The following is a 17,225-nucleotide window of genomic DNA, read 5'->3' on the forward strand; positions in this document are numbered from 1 at the left end:
CGTCGTCGCGGGTTCAGCCGTCCGGCTTCGTGGTCCTGCGGTGACGGGTCACCCGGGCGTGCTCGAGGCGTCGTCCTCGTCGTCGTTCCAGCGGGGGTCGTGCTCCCACTCGTCGTTGCGCTGGGCCACCTTCTCCAGGGCGTGCTCGGCCTCGGCCCTGGTCGGGTAGGGCCCCAGCCGGTCCTTGCCGCGGCACCCTTCGGTGCCCTCGACCCGGTGGTGTTTGAGGCAGAAGAAGAACTCCTCGGGCTCGCCGTCCATGGCTCGAGCCTAGCCCGGCCCACCCCCGTGACCGCGGCGGGTCCCCGGCTTCCTGCGCTGGTGCCGGGTGGCTCAGCCCTCCCCTGCCAGTCGCCCGGCGAGCCGGCGGTACATCGCCTCGGACTCGGGGTTCAGGCCGTGGATGTCGACGGTGGTGCCTCGGTGGGCGTACTTGTCGGTGACGCTGTCGAGGGCGGCGACGGTGGAGGCGTCCCAGATGTGCGAGGCGGACAGGTCGAGCTCGACCCGGGCAGGGTCCTCGGCGTAGGAGAACTGGCTGTAGAGATCGTTGCTGGAGGCGAAGAAGAGCTCGCCGGTGACGGTGTAGACCGCCTTGGCGCCGTCCTCGTCCTCGACGACCTCGCGCTGCACGTTCGCCAGGTGGGCCACCCGGCGGGCGAACAGCACCGAGGCGACGAGCACACCCACGACCACCCCGATGGCCAGGTTCTCGGTGGCCACGACGACCACCACGGTGGCGAGCATGACGGTCGTCTCCGACCTCGGCATCCGACGCAGTGTGCGCAGCGAGTGCCAGTCGAAGGTGGCGACCGCGACCATGGTCATCACCGCGACGAGCGCGGCCATCGGGATCTGCGCGACCACGTCGCCCAGGCCCACGACCAGGATGAGCAGGAAGACGCCGGCCAGGAAGGTGGAGATCCGGGTGCGTGCCCCGGAGACCTTCACGTTGATCATGGTCTGGCCGATCATCGCGCACCCGCCGATCCCCCCGAAGCAACCGGTGACCAGGTTGGCCACGCCCTGCCCCCAGGACTCGCGGGTCTTGTCCGAATGCGTGTCGGTGATGTCGTCGACCAGCTTCGCGGTGAGCAGCGATTCCAGCAGCCCGACCAGCGCCATCGCCAGCGCGTACGGCGCGATGATCCGCAGCGTGTCGAGGTCGAGCGGCACGTCCGGGAGGAACAGCGAGGGCAGTCCGTGCGGCAGTTCACCCTCGTCGCCGACGTTGGGCAGATCCCAGCCGATCAGCACCACGGCGCCGGTGAGGAGCGCGATCGCCACCAGCGGCGAGGGCACCGCGCGGGTGAACCGCGGCAGGACCACGATCACCGCGATCCCGACCGCCACCATCGGGTAGACCAGCCAGGGCACGCCGATCAGATGCGGGAGCTGCGCGCTGAAGATCAGGATCGCCAGCGCGTTCACGAAGCCGACCATCACCGACCGCGGGATGAAGCGCATCAGCCTGGCCACCCCGAGCACCGCGAGCACCACCTGGATCAGGCCACCCAGCAGGACGGTGGCGATGAAGTAGTCGAAACCGTGGTCGCGCATCACCGGCGCGATCACCAGGGCGACCGAGCCGGCGGCGGCCGAGATCATCGCCGGCCGACCACCCACGATGGCGATCGTCACCGCAGTCGTGAACGAGGCGAACAGCCCCACCTGCGGGTCAACCCCGGCGAGGATCGAGAAGGACAGGGCCTCGGGGATCAGCGCCAGCGCCACCACCAGGCCGGCCAGGACCTCGGTGCGCAGAAGCCGTGGCGAGCGCAGGACCTGCCGTACGGACTGCTCGGGCGGCCAGGACGAGGCGACGGCGCTCACGACGACTCCAAAGGGGTGACGGGACGGACGGCGGCGCATCGGCGATGCACACCGCAACGACGACGGGACCGCCCTCGGCGTCGCCCGCGCCACGGCGTACCGAGCACGACCCCAGCATCTCCTACACCGTCCGCACCCCGCGTGCGCGGTGTCTCGCTGTCCGGTCGAGCTTGTGTGTTGGCTCACCGCGGGGTACGCATGAGAGCGCCACCGAACCGGCCCGCACCGGGCGACGGTTCGGTGTGCCCGCGACCCGGCCTCGAGCCGGCTGCAGAGCAGAACAAGGCCATCCGAAGGAGCACCCGTGTCTCTGTACCAGATCCTCAACCCCGCCACCGGCGAGGTCGTCGAGGAGTTCCCCACCGCCACCGACGAGCAGATCCTCGACGCGCAGCAGCGCAGCCACCGGGCCTTCGGCCCGTGGGCGGCCACCTCGATCGCGGAGCGCACCCAGATCCTCACCAAGGTCGCCGACGCCTACGCCGAGCGGGCCGAGGAGCTGGCCGGCATCATCAACCTCGAGATGGGCAAGAAGGTCCCCGAGGCGCTGGGCGAGGTCAAGATCTGTGAGCTGATCTACCGCTACTTCGCCGAGCACGCCGAGAAGTTCCTCGAGGACGAGCCGCTGCGCGGGACGTCCGGGGCCGACCAGGCCTACGTCCGGCGTAAGCCCGTCGGCTCGATCCTCGGCATCATGCCGTGGAACTTCCCCTACTACCAGGTGGCCCGCTTCGCGGCGCCGAACCTGGCCCTGGGCAACACCATCCTGCTCAAGCACGCGCCGCAGGACCCGAAGTCCTCGGCGGTGATGGAGGAGATCTTCCACGCGGCCGGCGTGCCCACCGACGCCTATATCAACATCTACGCGAGCAACGAGCAGGTCTCCGACATCATCCTGCCCTCCCCGCTCAACCACGGCGTGTCCGTGACCGGATCGGAGCGGGCCGGTTCGGCCGTCGCCGAGGCTGCGGGCCGGAACCTGAAGAAGGTCGTGCTCGAGCTCGGCGGCTCGGACCCCTACGTCCTGCTCGACTCCAGCGACGTCGCGAAGTCGGCCAAGATGTTCTTCCAGACCCGGATGGGCAACACCGGGCAGGCCTGCAACAGCCCCAAGCGGATGATCGTGATGGACGACATCTACGACGAGTTCACCGCGGAGCTGACCGCCCTGGCGAAGGCGGCCACGCCGCTGGACCCCACCGCGGACGGTTCGCCGCTCGCACCGCTCTCCTCCCCCGCTGCGCGGGATCGCTTCATGGAGCAGGTCGAGGCGGTCAGGGCCGACGGCGCCAAGGTGCTGGCCGGTGGCGAGCACTACGACACCCCCGGCGCCTACGTGCAGCCGGTCGTGTTCGAGGGCGTCGAGCCCGGCAAGCGCGGCTACCACGAGGAGCTGTTCGGCCCGGCGTTCATGCTGTTCAAGGTCGGCAGCGAGGAGGAGGCCGTGAAGCTGGCCAACGACACGCCCTTCGGCCTCGGTTCGGCGGTCTTCTCCAACGACCTGGCGCGGGCCGAGCGGGTGGGCTCGCAGATCGAGGCGGGAATGGTCTTCCTCAACACCGCGGAGACCTCGCGCGAGTTCCTGCCCTTCGGCGGCGTGAAGCGCTCCGGCGTCGGGCGCGAGCTCGGCCCGCTGGCGATGGACGAGTTCGTGAACAAGCAGCTGGTCTACAAGAAGGGCTGACCCTCTCAGCGCTCCTCTGGAGTCCTCTGGGCTCCTCTGGGCAGGATGCGAAGCGGGGGCGCCGGTCATTCGACCGGCGCCCCCGTCGGCTGTCCGGGTCAGTCGCCGCCGAGCTGGCGTTCGACGCGGTAGACGGCCGCGAGGTGGTCGTAGTCGTCGCTCATCACCGCAGCGAGCCGCAGGTGCGGCAGCGCCTCCTGGGGGCGGGACTGCCGCTCCAGGGCCCGCCCGAGCGCGTGCTGCGCCCACGCGTCGGAGGGGTTCTCCGCGACCAGTGCCCGCAACTCCTCCTCGGCCCTCCCCAGTTGCACCCGGATCAGGTAGGCCCACGCCCGCAGGGTGCGCAGCCCGGTGTTGTCCGGATCCTCCGCCAGCGCCTTGTCGAGGACGTCGATCGCCTCGTGGGCGGCCCGGCGGGCGAGCAGATCGTGGGCGGTGCGGTACGCCGACTCCGGGCCACGCTGCCCTGGGAACACCACCACGGGAGCAGCCAGATCCTCGAACTCCCCCGGCCCGTTCACGTGCTCGTCGTACGTCATGATCGTGCAACCGTCCGACCGGTCGAGGTGTTCCCTCCCGTCGGCTACGGGCCCGGCCCCTGGATGCTCTAGGCTCACTGTTTGCGGATGGGCTGGCCGGGCGACCGCGGCGGAGCCTCCCTCGGGAGGCGAAGGCGAGGAAGGTCCGGGCTCCACAGGGCAGGGTGGTGGGTAACACCCACCCGGGGTGACCCGCGGGACAGTGCCACAGAAAACAGACCGCCTCCCGGCTCCGGCCGGGCGGTAAGGGTGAAACGGTGGTGCAAGAGACCACCAGCGACCCGGGAGACCGGATCGGCTCGGTAAACCCCACCCGGAGCAAGATCAGACAGTGTGCGACCGAGGGCGGCCCGCCCGAGCGCACGGGTAGATTGCTGGAGACCGTCGGCAACGGCGGCCCTAGATGGATGGTCGCCCACCGGTGACCCGCAAGGGTCCCGGAGACAAAACCCGGCCTATAGGCCAGCCCGTCCGCACAACAGGGCTCCCTGCACCGCAGCCACGGTCACTCTCGTGTTCGGCATACCCTCGGTCGGGGCGATGCTGGGGAGAACAGCACCCCATGGTGGGGTGCGGTCCCGACCGCGGCGGCTGCGAACCCGGAGACCGAGGTGCGAGGGCCATCCGGGCCGATGCGGTCCCCGAGAGACTTCGGCCGCACTCTCCGCCCCGTACAGGAACCGAGAGGCGGGTGCCCGGCGCCGAGGGTCGAGACGCGGGTGCGGGGGTCACAACACGATGATGCGCTCGACGACCTGGTCGTAGACGGGGTCGGGGACGCCGGCCAGGTTGACGAGGTCGTCGACCCGCTCGAACCCGCCGAGTTGGCGGCGTACGTCGATGACGTGGGTGGCGAGCGCCGGAGTCAGCCCGAGGCCCCTGACCAAGGCGTCGGCGGGTGCGCTGTTGATGTCGACGAGGCCGCCGTCGTCGTAGTGGCGGGGCAGGTCGGGGCGACCGATCCGGAGATCCCGGGCCAGGTGGGGGTCGCGTTGGGCCAGGGTGCGCGCCTCCGCTCGTTTCTGCCTCGCGGCCATGACGCCGGCGATCGCCTGCGCGTTGGGGTCTACCGGCGGGCCGACGTACCCCGGGGGTGGTGGGAGGTCGACCAGAGGTGCCGTGGCCCAGTGGACCTTCGCGCCGGCGATCACGCCGTAGCAGGCACCGCCGACCATCATTGCCAGCAGCAGGAACGCGCCCAGATCGGAGGCGAGGTTGTCGGCGTTGCTCGACTGCATCCCGGTCAGCAGGAACCCGACCAAGGACGTGAGGGCGAACCCCACGGCCCACAGGATCGTGGAGCGGGTCCGACACTTCGCGGCGATCACGACGGCCGGCAGGAAGCCGAGCAGACCACAGGTGAAGACGGGCACGGCCCACAGCCAGGCAGGGGTGCGTTGGCGTGGCGCGGGCGGGCCCATCATCGGCGGGGGTTGAACCATGAGGAGAACGGTAGGTCGCTGCACCGACATTCTCGGTGGGAACGCGAAATCGGCCCCGCTCCGGGCTCGGCACGAGCGGTCCGCGTGGAGCCGAACGGACTGCCATAACCAAACTTACGATTTGGTCCCGGAATCTGTTTACAGCCCGGGTTGGCGTGACTACGCTCACACTCGCCGACGGGCGGTCCACCGCCCGCGGGCCGGATGCGCCGGGCGCATCCGGTCGTCGGCGCCGAGCGTGCACCAGCCCCTACGGGCCGCGGTGCTCTGGCCCCCGAGGAGTAGGTCATGACCGCCACCCCCACCACCGATGAGCGTCGCCTGAGCGACGTCGACATCTCCAGCACCGCCTTCTGGAACCTCCCCTTCGACCGTCGCGACGAGGCCTTCGCCACCCTCCGCCGGGAGGCGCCGGTGAGCTGGCACCCGTCCCTGGAGGTCGCGGGCATGCCGCCCGAGATCCACGGCGAGCCGGGCTACTGGGCGGTGGTCAAGGCGCACGACATCTCCTACGTGAGCCGCAACCACGAGCTGTTCAGCTCCGACGCGCGCACCTTCTGGGGCATCAACTTCCGCCCCAACCACCCCGACTTCAAGATGGCCCCGCACTTCTTGGAGATGGACCCGCCCGACCACACCTACTACCGCAAGATCCTGAGCAGCGCGTTCAAGCCCAGTGCGGTACGCCGACTGACCGACAAGATCGAGCAGCGGGCCGAGGAGATCGTCGCGGGTGTCGTCGGCGCGGGCGAGATCGACTTCGTCACCGAGGTCGCGGCCAAGCTCCCCATGCTCACCGTCGCCGACATGATCGGCGTACCCGACGAGCTCAGCCACGCCTTCGCGGAGGCCGGTGACAAGGCGATCGGCGCGCGGGACCCCGACATCAACCCCGATGTCGACCCGCTGGAGTTCCTCATCCAGCAGCTGGGCGTGCTCCGCGAGATCGGCCTCGAGGTGATCGCGGACCGCCGCAAGAACCCCCAGGACGACGTCGCCACCGCCCTCGCTCTCGCCGAGATCGACGGCAAGCCGCTCAGCGACGACGAGATCCAGTCGGTGATGCTCCTGCTGAGCGTGGCCGGCAACGACACGACCAAGCAGACGACCGCCCACACCGTGCTGCAGCTGTGGCGCAACCCCGAGCAGCGCGCCTGGCTGGCCGAGGACTTCGACGGCCGGATCGACCGATCGATCGACGAGTTCATCCGGCACGCCTCGCCGGTGCTCGAGTTCGCTCGGACCGCGACCCGGGACACCGAGCTGAACGGTCAGTCCATCGCGGCCGGCGACAAGCTGGTGATGTTCTACTGCTCGGCCAACCGCGACGAGGACGAGTTCGCCGACGCACACCGCTTCGACCTGTCCCGCGAGCCGCACCCGCACAGCGGCTTCGGAGGCGGCGGGATCCACTTCTGCCTCGGCGCCGCAGTGGGCCGCAGCCAGCTGAGCGCGATGTTCCGCCGGATCCTCACCAAGCTGCCCGACATGGAGGTCGGCGAGCCGGAGCTGCTGCAGAGCGAGTTCATCCACGGCATCCGACGCCTGCAGGTGCGCATCCCGTGACCCACCTGCCTGCCCACACCGAAAGGAAGCGACGCCGATGGTGACCTCGCTCAGTGCTGTCCTCCGCAAGTCCGACGGACCCTTCTCGATCGAGGAGGTGACCCTGGAGGAGCCCCGCCCCGACGAGGTGTTGGTCAGGGTTGTCGCCGCCGGGATGTGCCACACCGACATGTTGGCCCGGCTCCCCGCACTGGAGGCGCTCCTTCCGGCGGCGCTCGGACATGAGGGAGCGGGGGTGGTCGAGGCGGTCGGCAGCCAGGTCGAAGGGCTCGCGGTCGGCGACCACGTCGTGCTCAGCTTCGACAGCTGCGGACACTGCTCCCCCTGTCTCACCGGGCGGCCGGCGTACTGCGCGACCTTCGAGCTGCGCAACATGTCCGGACGACGGGTCGACGGCAGCACCGGAGCTCGGCTCGTCGACGGCTCCGAGGTGTCCGCCCGCTGGTTCGGCCAGAGCAGCTTCGGCCAGTACGCCCTGACCACCGCGCGCAACACCGTCAAGGTGCCCTCCGACGTACCCCTCGAACTGCTCGGGCCGCTGGGGTGCGGGATCCAGACCGGCGCCGGCGCGGTGCTCAACGAGATGAAGCCCGGCCCAGGCAACAACCTTGCCGTCTTCGGGGCCGGCGCGGTCGGCCTCGCCGCGGTGATGGCGGCCAAGCTGTCCGGCGTACGCGAGATCGTGGCCGTCGACGTGCACACCTCCCGACTCGACCTGGCCCTCGAACTCGGCGCCACCCGCGTCGTCAACGGTCGCGACGAGGACGTGCTCGCGCAGGTCGTCGGCGACACCGGCGGCCTCGACTTCACCTTCGACACCACCGGCGTCGGATCGGTCATGCAGGTCGCTGTCCAGGCCCTGGCCCGCCCGGGGCTGTGCGTGCTGGTCGGCGCCGGACAGGACGAGTTCAGCATCGCTCCCACCGCGCTGATCGGCCGCCACGTCACCTTCGTCTACGAGGGCAGCGCGGTGCCGCAGCTGTTCATCCCCGAACTCGTCGAGCACTACCGCAACGGGCGGTTCCCGCTCGACCGGCTGGTGCAGAGCTATCAGCTCGCCGACATCGACCGGGCCGAGGCCGACAGCGTCTCGGGCGCCGTGGTCAAGCCCGTCATCCTCATCCCTTCGCCCGAACAGCAGGAGACCCGATGAACACCACAGCTTCACTGGACGGACTCGTCAACGGACTCGTGATCGGCGGTGAGATCGTCGAGACCAAGCAGAGCTTCGGCGTGATCAACCCCGCCACCGGCGAGGTCTTCGCGCAGGCCCCCGCCGCCAGCCCGGAAGACCTCGAGGCCGCCCTGCGCGCCGCCGATGAGGCCTTCGTCCCCTGGCGGGAGGACGAGCAGGTACGCCGCACCGCCCTGCACGCCGCCGCGGACGCGCTCGAGGCCGCCACCGACCGCCTCGCCACGGTGCTCACCGCCGAGCAGGGCAAGCCGCTGGCCGACTCGGCGACCGAGGTCGCCGTCGCCGCCATGTGGCTGCGCTACTACGCCGAGCTCGATCTGAAGCCCGAGGTCGTCCAGGACGACGACCAGGGGTACGCCGAGGTCCAGCGCCGCCCGCTCGGCGTGGTCGGCGCGATCACTCCGTGGAACTTCCCGCTGACGCTGGCGGTGTGGAAGATCGCGCCCGCCCTGCGTGCCGGCAACACCCTGGTGGTCAAGCCGTCGCCGTACACCCCGCTGGCGACGCTGGTGCTGGCCGACGTGCTGCGCCAGGTGCTGCCCGCCGGCGTACTCAACGTGGTGACCGGCGAGGACGGCGCCGACCCCCTCGGGGCACGCCTGGTCGAACACCCGCTGGTGCGCAAGGTCAGCTTCACCGGCTCGACCGCCACCGGCAAGCGAGTGATGGCCGCCGCTGCCACCGACCTCAAGCGGGTCACCCTCGAACTCGGCGGCAACGACCCCGCGATCGTCCTGCCCGGCACACCGATCGAGCAGATCGCACCGACGCTGTTCTGGGGCGCCTTCGGTAACAACGGCCAGATCTGCCTGGCGACCAAGCGGGTCTATGTCCACAGCAGCCAGCGTGACGCCCTGGTCGACGCGCTCGCGCAGATCGCCGACTCGATCGTGGTCGACGAGGGCACCGTACCGGGCGCCCAGCTGGGCCCGCTCAACAACGAGCCACAGTGGAAGCGCGTCACGGGTCTGGTCGAGGACGCCGTCAGCCGAGGCGCACGGGTCGCCGCCGGTGGCCGACCGCTCGACCGACCGGGCTACTTCTATGCCCCGACCATCCTCACCGACATCGAGGACGGAACCGCCCTGGTCGACGAGGAGCAGTTCGGCCCCGCCCTGCCGGTCATCGCCTACGACGAGGTGGACGACGCGGTCGCTCGGGCCAACCGGAGCAACTACGGCCTGACCGCCTCGGTGTGGTCGGAGGACCCGAACGAGGCGGCCAAGATCGCCGAGCAGGTGGACGCCGGCCAGGTGTCGATCAACGTGCACGGTGGCGCGGTCCGCCCCGACCTTCCCTTCGGCGGGCACAAGTGGAGCGGCATCGGAGTGGAGAACGGCCCCTGGGGCCTCTACGGCTTCACCGAGCTGCGCGTCATCGCCGGGCCGCCGCGCCGCGGCTGATCCGGGCGCACCCCCTGCGCATCCCCGGTGCCGGCCAGGACCCGGCCGGCACCGGGGACCGCTCACGGCTCGACCTGCCCGAGAATTGTCGAGTGAGTGAGTAGACTAATCGCGTGACTGTGACCGCGACCTTCCCCCTTCCCCGCGTCGACGACGCCGAGGTCGTGGTGCCCGCGCCGGCGCCCGGCCCCGGCAACTGGGCCGGCGCCGCCACCGCGACCCTGATCGACGGCGTGTACTGGCTGGCCTACCGGGTCCGCCGGCCGATCGACGCAGGGCGTGGCGTCTCCACGATCGTGGCGCGCAGCGACGACGGGATCCGCTTCGAGACGGTGACCCGGATCCGGAGGGACGACTTCGGTGCCGAGTCGTTCGAACGGCCCGTCGTCCTGCGCCGCCCCGACGGCGGCTGGCGGCTCTACCTCAGCTGCGCCACGCCCGGTTCCAAGCACTGGTGGATCGAGGCCGTGGACGCCGACACGCCTGCGGGGTTCCCCAGCGGACGACGTACGGTCGTGGCGGCCGGGGACGACGCGGTGGGCGTCAAGGACCCGGTCGTCCTCGTCCAGGACGGGGTGTGGCACCTATGGACCACCGAGCACCCGCTGACCGAGGCAGGGCACGAGGATCGGATGCGGACGGCGTACTCCACCTCCCGCGACGGGCTGTCCTGGACCCGACACGACACCGTGCTCCTGCCCCGAGCCGGAGACTGGGACGCGCGCGGCGCGCGGGTGACCGCCGTCCTGACCCTGAGCCCACTCGTCGTGTTGTACGACGGTCGCGCGCGGGCGGAGGACAACTGGCACGAGGTCACCGGGGTCGCCCGCGACCTCGGGGACGGCGTCCTGAGCGCCGACGTCGGTGGCCCGGTGGCTCGGTCCCCGCACTCGGACGGGGCGTTGCGCTACGCGAGCGCCGTACGCCTCGCGGACGGTCGGATCCGTTACTACTTCGAGGCGGCCCGACCGGACGGCGCGCACGACCTGCTCACGAGCGTCAGCCCCTGAGCGCGGGCCGCTCGACACCGTCGGTCAGCTCGGCCTCGCCCGGTGCCGAGCGCGGCCGCGGCACGGCGGCTCCGTCGCCGGAGCGTCGGGTCTCGAAGGAGCCACCGTCGCGATAGCCCTTCCAGTCCGCGAAGGACTCCCCCGTGACCCGTTCGAGGAGTTCGATGTCAGGCAGGTGCGGCTCCAGCAGCGTGGCCCGCTGCTCGGGGGTGAGCCTGGGCCGCGAGGTGGTGCCGTTCCTGTGCAACTGGGCGACCAGCGGTCGACTGATCCTGCGCCACACCTCGGGCGGCAGGAACTGGCCCAGCGCCGCACCGGCCCTGATCACGGGCGCGATGGCGCGCACGCGCGGGCCGTCCTGGACGAAGCGTCGCGAATTGTCCGACGGGATGGTGTCGATCTCGGCGCGCCCGACACCGAGGAACCCGAAGACCCGGTCGAGGGTCAGGGATGGCTCGTCGACCAGCTCGCGATAGCGCACCAGCAGCACCTGTTCGCGAGGCAGGTGGTCGTAAAGATCCGCCACCTGGCGGCCGTACATCCCGAGCGACTGGTAGTGCCAGAACGGCGCCCAGCCGCGGTCGATCCGCGTCGGCTCCCGCCGGACCGCCTCGAGCACGTCCGCGCACGGCTCGAGACCGTCCATCCACAGGTGCATCCAGTTGGAGTAGGCCCGATCGACGGGGTCTCGCAGCACCGCGATCACCCTGGCCTGGGGCACATCCGCCGCGATCCGGCGGCGGGCGTCCCGGTTGTAGAGGTAGAAGGGCGTGCTCTCCCCGCGTAGCCGGTCGCTGGGTGCGTCGTCGAACAGATCCAGGTATCGCTCGCGCTGCCACACCCACTCCTGATTGGAGTGGGCATCCCCCGGGCCCTTGTACGCCGGCGGCGGGCTGTCCCCGCACATGTAGTACTTCGGTTCCTTGACGCGCGACATGTTGATCCCGGGGTGTTGGCTGAGTGCCGCGTGCAGCGCGGTGGTGCCAGCCTTCGGCGCGCCGATCAGGAAGAAGTCCGGAGGACGTCGATCCGCTGAGCTACTCATGCACACAAAGCGTAGTGGTTAACATGACTATTAGGCCATGTCCCGGAGCCGGGCGCGGCGGAAGACGTCCGCTCCGACACCCCGGGTCCGCCGTCCTGCGCCACGTCGACTCGGGCCTCGTGGCACGTCGACGTGCGCGTCGCGGCACGCCGGATTCGGTGCGAGGTGCCCGGCCCCGGGCTCAGTCGCCGGTGGCGACCGGAAGCCCGAGGTTGCTCCACTGTGACCACGAGCCGGGGTAGAGAGCGCCGTCCAGGCCGGCGATGGCGAGCGCCGCCACCTCGTGGGCGGCGCTGATCCCGGACCCGCAGTAGACCCCCACCGGGTCGCCACCGGCCACGCCGACAGCGGCGAACCGGTGGCGCAGCTCCCGCGGCGGAAGGAAGGTGCCGTCCTCGGCGAGCAGATCGGTCGAGGGCAGATTGCGAGCGCCGGGTACGTGGCCCGCGATCGGGTCGATCGGCTCGGTCTCACCACGGAACCGGGCGCTGGCGCGTGCGTCGAGCAGGACGCCCGTGTAGGGACGCAGGTCGTCGGGTCCGAGCACCGGAAGTGCACCCGGCCGCGCGACGAAGCTGCCGGGCGCCGGGTCCACCGAATCGTTCGTCAGCTCGTGCCCGGAGGCGCGCCATGCGGCGAGTCCGCCGTCGAGCAGGAGTACGTCGCCGTGCCCTGCCCAGCGCAGCAGCCACCACGCCCGCGCGGCCGACATCGCGCCATTGTCGTCGTAGGCGACCACCAGCCGACCCGGCGAGACGCCCCAGCTGCGAGCCGCCGCCTGGAAGTCGACCGGGTCGGGCAGCGGGTGCCTGCCCTCCTCGGGTGTGCCGTGCCGAGCGAGTTCGGTCTCGAGGTCGACGTAGACCGCCCCCGGCAGGTGCCCCTCGGCGTACTCCTCCCGCCCAGGAGGACCGCCCAGTCGCCAACGTACGTCGAGCAGCACTGGCGGGACCTCGCTCGCCAGGAGATCAGCGAGCCGGTCTGCGGTGATGACCACGTCCATGCGCCTCACCCTAGGCGGCTCCCGATGTCGCCACGTCCCACGAGGGCCGACTCGATGTGCCACACAGCGAAACTCAACGACCCACCACGCACAGGTCGACGTGCCACAGGGCCCGAGTCAACGTGCCAGGAGACCCCACTCAACGTGCCACAAGCCCCAACTCAACATGCCACGAGACCCGAGTCAACGTGCCACGAGGGCCGACTCAACAGGAGGAGGGGGAAGGGGGGAGAGGTCAGGACAGGGTGAAGCGGACGGAGCGGGTGGTTGGGTCGGCCTCGGCGAGGCGGACACGGACCCGTTCGCCGAGGGGCAGGGTCCTCGACTCCGCGGCCTCCACCCGTGCCTCGACCGCGGGGCGGCGTACGTTCACCTGGCCGCGGTGGGGATGTTTCTCGTCGATCTCCACGATCGCGCCCTCGAAGTGCTCACCGACGTGCGGAGCGAGCGTGCCCGCCTCGACCAGGTTCAGCACGGCACGCTCGTAGGCTCCGGCGCGCGAACCCGAGGACCGCATCAGATCGGGCAGGGTCGGCAGCGTGCTCCGCACCCACTCGGGGACCGGTCGTTCGGCGCACAGCGCGAGACAGATCTCGCCGGCGTACCGGTCGGCCAGGCGCCGCAGCGGGGCGGTGACGTGGGCATAGTCCGAGGCCAGCGCCGCATGCCCGGTCAGCTCGGGGAGCCGGCCCTCGAAGGCGGCGTACCCGCTCCCCCGCAGCAGCCGGGTGCAGGCGACCACCATCGCCGCCTGCGCCGGGTCGGCCGGGTCGAGGGAACGGATGAACTCCGGATGGGGCTGCTCGGCCGGCCAGCTGAGCCCGAGTCCGCGAGCGGTGCGATGCAGGCGCTGGAGGTCACGCGGGTCGGCCGGCGGCAGGGTGCGGAGTACGCCGACCCGGGCCTGGGTCATCAGCGTGGCGGCAGCGAACCCGGTGAGCAGCGAGATCTGCGCGTTCCACTGCTCCACCGGCAGTTGGCTGCGGAACTCCAGACGCCAGGTGTCCCCGTCGATGTCGATCTCCTGCTCGGGCAGCGGCAGGTTCACACCGCCGCGCTCGGCCTCCCGGGCGAGCCGTAGTTCGCCGACCTCCCGCAGCAGCCCCAGGGTGTGGGCGTACGGCGTCTCGCCGGCGGTGCCGTCGAGGTCGATGATCCGCTGTGCCTCCCGGTAGCTGAGCCGGGCACGGGAACGGACCAGCGCCCGCTCCACCTGCACGCCGGTGCCCTCGCCCCTCGCGTCGACCCGGATGGTCCACAACAGGGCCGGGCGGACCCGGTCGGGCAGGAGCGAGGCGGCATCCTCGGAGAGCACCGTGGGGTGCAGGGGCACCTTGGAGTCGGCCGCGTAGTAGGTCTCGCCGCGTCGCTGGGCCTCGAGGTCGACCGGGTCACCGGGCGAGACGAACGCCGCGACGTCCGCGATCGCGTAGTGGACCAGGAAGCCTCCCCCGTCCCCGGCGCGGGTCAGGTGGACGGCCTGGTCGAGGTCGAGCGAGCCTTCGGGGTCGATCGTGATCAGGTCGAGGTCGGTCCGGTCGAGGTCGGGCAGCCGCGGCGCGGCAGCGGCGGCCGCGGCCGCCTCCTCGACCTCGGGGGCGAACTCGGGACGGATCCCCTGTTCGGCCCGGATGGCGGCGATCCCCTCCCGCAGCGACGTGGCGGCGACACCGTCATGGACGGTGCGTACCCGGATCACGCGCTGGCTGGGCATACCGGCACGATAGGGCACCGTGCTCATCCTGCTCCCGCCCAGCGAAGGCAAGGCCGCGCCCACGCGCGGTGCCCGGCTCGACCTGGCCGCGCTCACCATGCCCGGCCTCACCGACGCCCGCGCCGAGGTGATCGACGCGCTGCGGACGCTGTGCCAGGGCGATCCGGTGCGGGCCTCGGCGGCGCTCGGTGTGCCGGCGTCCCAGCCGGAACTGGTCGAGCTCAACGCCCACCTGCGCGAGCGGGCCACCGCGCGCGCGGATCGGATCTACACCGGCGTCCTGTACGACGCCCTGGACGCCGCCAGCCTCTCCAGTGCCGCCAAGCGCCGGCTCACCCGGCGGGTGCGGGTGGCCAGTTCCGTCTTCGGCCTGGTCTCGCCGGCCGACCGGATCCCGGCGTACCGCCTCTCCGGCGACACCCGGCTGCCCGGCCTCGGGATGGCGCAGGGCGAGCGGGTCTCCTCCTACTGGCGCCGGCACCTCGGCCCCGCCGCCGAGGAGGCGCTGGGCGAGGGACTCCTGATCGACCTGCGCTCGGGCACGTACGCCGCCTTCTGGAAGCCCGATGCCGCGCTCGGCGGACGGGTCGCCACCGTGCGGGTGCTGCACGAGACCGACGGACGCCGCAGCGTGGTCAGCCACTTCAACAAGGCGACCAAGGGCCGGATCACCCGTGCCCTGCTCGAGGACGGGGCCACCCCGCGTACCCCGACCGAGCTCGCCGACGCCCTGCGAGACCTCGGTTGGTACGTCGAGGCCGGGGCCCCCGGGCGGGCCGGCACCCAGCTCGACGTGGTCGTCGCCGAGCTCTGAGGGGGCCGGACCCCGGCTCACCAGCCGCCGATTGTCTCCCCGGTGGGGACGGCGTTGAACAGGCGCAGCGAGGAGCGGTCGTCTGCGTAGTAGGAGACCACGGTGACCGAGGCCGGAGAGAGCTCCATCGCGAACAGCGAGTCCAGCGGCGCCCCCATCGCGTCGGCCACGAGGGTCTTGATCGGCGTGACATGGGTGGCCACGACGACGGTCTGGCCGGCGTACTTGCCCAGGACGGTGCCCAGGCCGCGGAGCACCCGCCGCTGCACGGCCCGGAAGGACTCCCCGCCACCGGCCGGCTCGTCTACCGAGGAGAACCAGCGCCGCATCGCCTCGGGGTCCCGGGCCTGCACCTCGGGGAAGGTGAGGCCCTCCCAGGAGCCGAAGTCCATCTCCGCGAAGCCGGCCTCCTCGACCACGTCGAGGTCCAGCCGGGCGGCGAGCAGGTCGGCACTCTCGCGGGTACGACGCACCGGCGAGGCCACCACGGCCGCGGCGTGCTCGCCCAGCGGGCTCAGCCACTCGGCGGTGGCTCGCATCTGGGCCCGCCCCTCCTCGGAGAGTCCGGGGTTGGCCCCGGTCAGGCCACCGGAGAAGCGCTTGTCCAGGGTGTGCGCGGTGACGCCGTGCCGGACCAGCACCAGGGTGGTCGCCGTACGGGCCCCGCTCCAGCCGCGGCTGGGGGTGCTGGTCTGGTCCGCCGGCTCCGGCTCGACCAGCGACTCCGGCTCGGACGGCGCTGAGTCACCCGCCGCGGTCACGCCGTTGCGGACGCCGTCGAGCGCCTCGTTCGCCAGCCGGTCGGCGTGCTTGTTGCGCTCCCGCGGCACCCAGGTGTAGACGGTGCCGAAGGGCGCCAGCCGGTTGGCCTCCATGGCCAGCGGCTTCATGTCGGGATGCTTGATCTTCCAGCGCCCGGACATCTGCTCCACGACCAGCTTGGAGTCCATCCGGACCTCGATGTCGGCCTCGGGCGCGAACTCGGCGGCCAGCCGCAGCCCGGCGATCAGGCCGTTGTACTCGGCGACGTTGTTGGTCGCCACTCCGATCGGGGTGCCGTCCTCGGCGATCACCCGGCCGGTGGCGGCGTCCTTGAGCACCGCCCCGTAACCCGCAGGGCCGGGATTGCCGCGGGAGCCGCCGTCCGCCTCGATCAGGACGGCGGCCGGCCCCGCGCCGGATGCGGTCACAGGCCGGACTCGTCGGTGCGCACCAGGATCCGCGAGCACTCCTCGCAGCGGATCACCTCGTCGGTCGGGGCGCTCCGGATCCGGGACAGCTCGGCCTGGTCGAGGCTGAGCCCGCAGCCCCCGCACTGCCGGGCGCGCAGCAGGCCGACGCCCACGCCGCCCTTCTGCGAGCGGAGCTTCTCGTACAGGGCGAGCAGGTCGGCGGGCGTCCCCTCGACGGTGCTCGGCCGCTGGGCCACGGCCACCCGTCCTTCGGAGTCGATCCGTCCGGCCGCCTCATCGCGGGCGGCGGTGACCTCGGCGATGCGGCCATCGAGCTCGGCGAGCTGAGCGGTGAGCTCGTCGAGGGTGCCCTGGGACTCCTCGAGCTGCTCCATGACCTCCAGTTCCTCGTCCTCGAGTACGCCGATGCGCCGATCGATGTTCTCGATCTCCTTCTGCATCCGCTCGAGGTCCTTGGGGTTGCTGATCAGGCCGGCGTCGATCCGCTCCTGGTCGCGGCGCCGGCGGGCGCGCACCGACTCGACGTCGGCGTCGGCCTTCCGCTGCGCGACGGTGAGGTCGTCGACCTTGATGCGGGCATCGCGGGCCCGGTCGTCGAGATGCTTGCGCTGGGCGGCGAGGTTCTCCAGCTCGACGTGCTCGGGCAGGGCGGCGCGGCGGTGTCGAAGCTGGTCGATGCGGGAGTCGAGCTCCTGCACCTCGAGCAGCTGGCGCTGCGCGCGGGGATCGGCTTTCAGCGTGGGCTCCTGGGCTGAGTGGATGTGCAACGGGCGATCGGACGGAG

General features: G+C 71.3%; 15 protein-coding genes and 1 other RNA gene. 7 read left to right on the forward strand and 9 right to left on the reverse strand.

Going from position 1 to position 17,225, the window contains the following annotated elements; translation table 11 throughout:
* Nucleotides 1–48 precede the first annotated feature (48 nt).
* Nucleotides 49–261 carry an SPOR domain-containing protein gene (locus G515_RS0116295; RefSeq protein ID WP_028661006.1) on the reverse strand — a complete coding sequence of 71 codons (213 nt, stop codon included), beginning with the start codon at nt 259–261 and terminating at the stop codon, nt 49–51.
* Nucleotides 262–333: 72 nt separating this feature from the next.
* A complete protein-coding gene (locus tag G515_RS0116300) occupies nt 334–1,833 on the reverse strand; it encodes a SulP family inorganic anion transporter (protein WP_028661007.1) in 1,500 nt (499 codons plus the stop codon).
* A 304-nt stretch (nt 1,834–2,137) separates the two neighbouring features.
* Between G515_RS0116300 and G515_RS0116305 the strand changes: the two genes are divergently transcribed.
* Complete coding sequence (locus G515_RS0116305; RefSeq protein ID WP_028661008.1) at nt 2,138–3,517, forward strand: NAD-dependent succinate-semialdehyde dehydrogenase; 1,380 nt, start codon at nt 2,138–2,140, stop codon at nt 3,515–3,517.
* A 98-nt stretch (nt 3,518–3,615) separates the two neighbouring features.
* Here G515_RS0116305 and G515_RS0116310 read toward each other — a convergent pair whose 3' ends face one another.
* On the reverse strand, nt 3,616–4,056 hold the full coding sequence (locus tag G515_RS0116310; protein ID WP_084653657.1) for a tetratricopeptide repeat protein: 441 nt from the start codon (nt 4,054–4,056) through the stop codon (nt 3,616–3,618).
* Between the two features lie 88 nt (nt 4,057–4,144).
* Here G515_RS0116310 and rnpB point away from each other — a divergent pair.
* Nucleotides 4,145–4,530, forward strand: an RNA gene (gene rnpB / locus G515_RS22865) — RNase P RNA component class A.
* Between the two features lie 254 nt (nt 4,531–4,784).
* Here rnpB and G515_RS22810 read toward each other — a convergent pair.
* Nucleotides 4,785–5,498 carry a ComEA family DNA-binding protein gene (locus G515_RS22810; RefSeq protein ID WP_169570668.1) on the reverse strand — a complete coding sequence of 238 codons (714 nt, stop codon included), beginning with the start codon at nt 5,496–5,498 and terminating at the stop codon, nt 4,785–4,787.
* A 288-nt stretch (nt 5,499–5,786) separates the two neighbouring features.
* On the opposite strand from G515_RS22810, the gene G515_RS0116320 reads away from it, so the two are divergent.
* From G515_RS0116320 to G515_RS0116335, 4 genes are all read left to right on the forward strand, one after another.
* Nucleotides 5,787–7,064: a cytochrome P450 gene (locus G515_RS0116320; protein ID WP_028661010.1), complete on the forward strand. Its 1,278-nt coding sequence runs from the start codon at nt 5,787–5,789 to the stop codon at nt 7,062–7,064.
* 37 nt (nt 7,065–7,101) lie between these two features.
* A complete protein-coding gene (locus tag G515_RS0116325) occupies nt 7,102–8,217 on the forward strand; it encodes an NAD(P)-dependent alcohol dehydrogenase (RefSeq protein WP_036555898.1) in 1,116 nt (371 codons plus the stop codon).
* Nucleotides 8,214–9,662 carry an aldehyde dehydrogenase family protein gene (locus tag G515_RS0116330; RefSeq protein WP_051218491.1) on the forward strand — a complete coding sequence of 483 codons (1,449 nt, stop codon included), beginning with the start codon at nt 8,214–8,216 and terminating at the stop codon, nt 9,660–9,662. Before G515_RS0116325 ends, G515_RS0116330 begins: the two co-directional genes overlap by 4 nt.
* A gap of 113 nt (nt 9,663–9,775) precedes the next feature.
* Nucleotides 9,776–10,672, forward strand: coding sequence for a hypothetical protein (locus G515_RS0116335; protein ID WP_028661013.1), 897 nt, complete (start codon nt 9,776–9,778; stop codon nt 10,670–10,672).
* Here the strand turns inward: G515_RS0116335 and G515_RS21940 are convergent.
* From G515_RS21940 to G515_RS0116350, 3 genes are all read right to left on the reverse strand, one after another.
* Nucleotides 10,662–11,717, reverse strand: coding sequence for a sulfotransferase family protein (locus G515_RS21940; protein WP_084653659.1), 1,056 nt, complete (start codon nt 11,715–11,717; stop codon nt 10,662–10,664). The two genes, G515_RS0116335 and G515_RS21940, sit on opposite strands and share 11 nt — an antisense overlap.
* A 181-nt stretch (nt 11,718–11,898) precedes the next feature.
* Nucleotides 11,899–12,720, reverse strand: coding sequence for a sulfurtransferase (locus tag G515_RS0116345; RefSeq protein ID WP_028661014.1), 822 nt, complete (start codon nt 12,718–12,720; stop codon nt 11,899–11,901).
* Nucleotides 12,721–12,955: 235 nt separating this feature from the next.
* Nucleotides 12,956–14,434, reverse strand: a complete 1,479-nt coding sequence (locus tag G515_RS0116350) for an RNB domain-containing ribonuclease (protein ID WP_028661015.1) — start codon at nt 14,432–14,434, stop codon at nt 12,956–12,958.
* A gap of 19 nt (nt 14,435–14,453) precedes the next feature.
* On the opposite strand from G515_RS0116350, the gene yaaA reads away from it, so the two are divergent.
* Nucleotides 14,454–15,248: a peroxide stress protein YaaA gene (yaaA, locus tag G515_RS0116355; RefSeq protein WP_028661016.1), complete on the forward strand. Its 795-nt coding sequence runs from the start codon at nt 14,454–14,456 to the stop codon at nt 15,246–15,248.
* A gap of 17 nt (nt 15,249–15,265) precedes the next feature.
* On the opposite strand, the gene G515_RS0116360 is transcribed toward yaaA, so the two are convergent.
* Nucleotides 15,266–16,438 carry a bifunctional RNase H/acid phosphatase gene (locus G515_RS0116360; protein ID WP_028661017.1) on the reverse strand — a complete coding sequence of 391 codons (1,173 nt, stop codon included), beginning with the start codon at nt 16,436–16,438 and terminating at the stop codon, nt 15,266–15,268.
* Entirely contained in the window at nt 16,435–17,208 is a 774-nt protein-coding gene (locus tag G515_RS0116365) for a zinc ribbon domain-containing protein (RefSeq protein WP_245565443.1), read from the reverse strand. The genes G515_RS0116360 and G515_RS0116365 overlap by 4 nt, the downstream gene beginning before the upstream one ends.
* Nucleotides 17,209–17,225: the final 17 nt, after the last annotated feature.

The sequence above is a fragment of the Nocardioides insulae DSM 17944 genome, assembly GCF_000422825.1.
Taxonomy (GTDB): Bacteria; Actinomycetota; Actinomycetes; order Propionibacteriales; family Nocardioidaceae; genus Nocardioides; species Nocardioides insulae.

What these genes read in the sequence shown, in the direction of transcription:
- G515_RS0116295 (WP_028661006.1), bottom strand. Translation starts at nt 261, where the DNA reads ATGGACGGCGAGCCCGAGGAGTTCTTCTTCTGCCTCAAACACCACCGG.
- G515_RS0116310 (WP_084653657.1), bottom strand. Translation starts at nt 4,056, where the DNA reads ATGACGTACGACGAGCACGTGAACGGGCCGGGGGAGTTCGAGGATCTG.
- G515_RS22810 (WP_169570668.1), bottom strand. Translation starts at nt 5,498, where the DNA reads ATGGTTCAACCCCCGCCGATGATGGGCCCGCCCGCGCCACGCCAACGC.
- G515_RS0116320 (WP_028661010.1), top strand. Translation starts at nt 5,787, where the DNA reads ATGACCGCCACCCCCACCACCGATGAGCGTCGCCTGAGCGACGTCGAC.
- G515_RS0116325 (WP_036555898.1), top strand. Translation starts at nt 7,102, where the DNA reads ATGGTGACCTCGCTCAGTGCTGTCCTCCGCAAGTCCGACGGACCCTTC.
- G515_RS0116330 (WP_051218491.1), top strand. Translation starts at nt 8,214, where the DNA reads ATGAACACCACAGCTTCACTGGACGGACTCGTCAACGGACTCGTGATC.
- G515_RS21940 (WP_084653659.1), bottom strand. Translation starts at nt 11,717, where the DNA reads ATGAGTAGCTCAGCGGATCGACGTCCTCCGGACTTCTTCCTGATCGGC.
- G515_RS0116345 (WP_028661014.1), bottom strand. Translation starts at nt 12,720, where the DNA reads ATGGACGTGGTCATCACCGCAGACCGGCTCGCTGATCTCCTGGCGAGC.
- G515_RS0116350 (WP_028661015.1), bottom strand. Translation starts at nt 14,434, where the DNA reads ATGCCCAGCCAGCGCGTGATCCGGGTACGCACCGTCCATGACGGTGTC.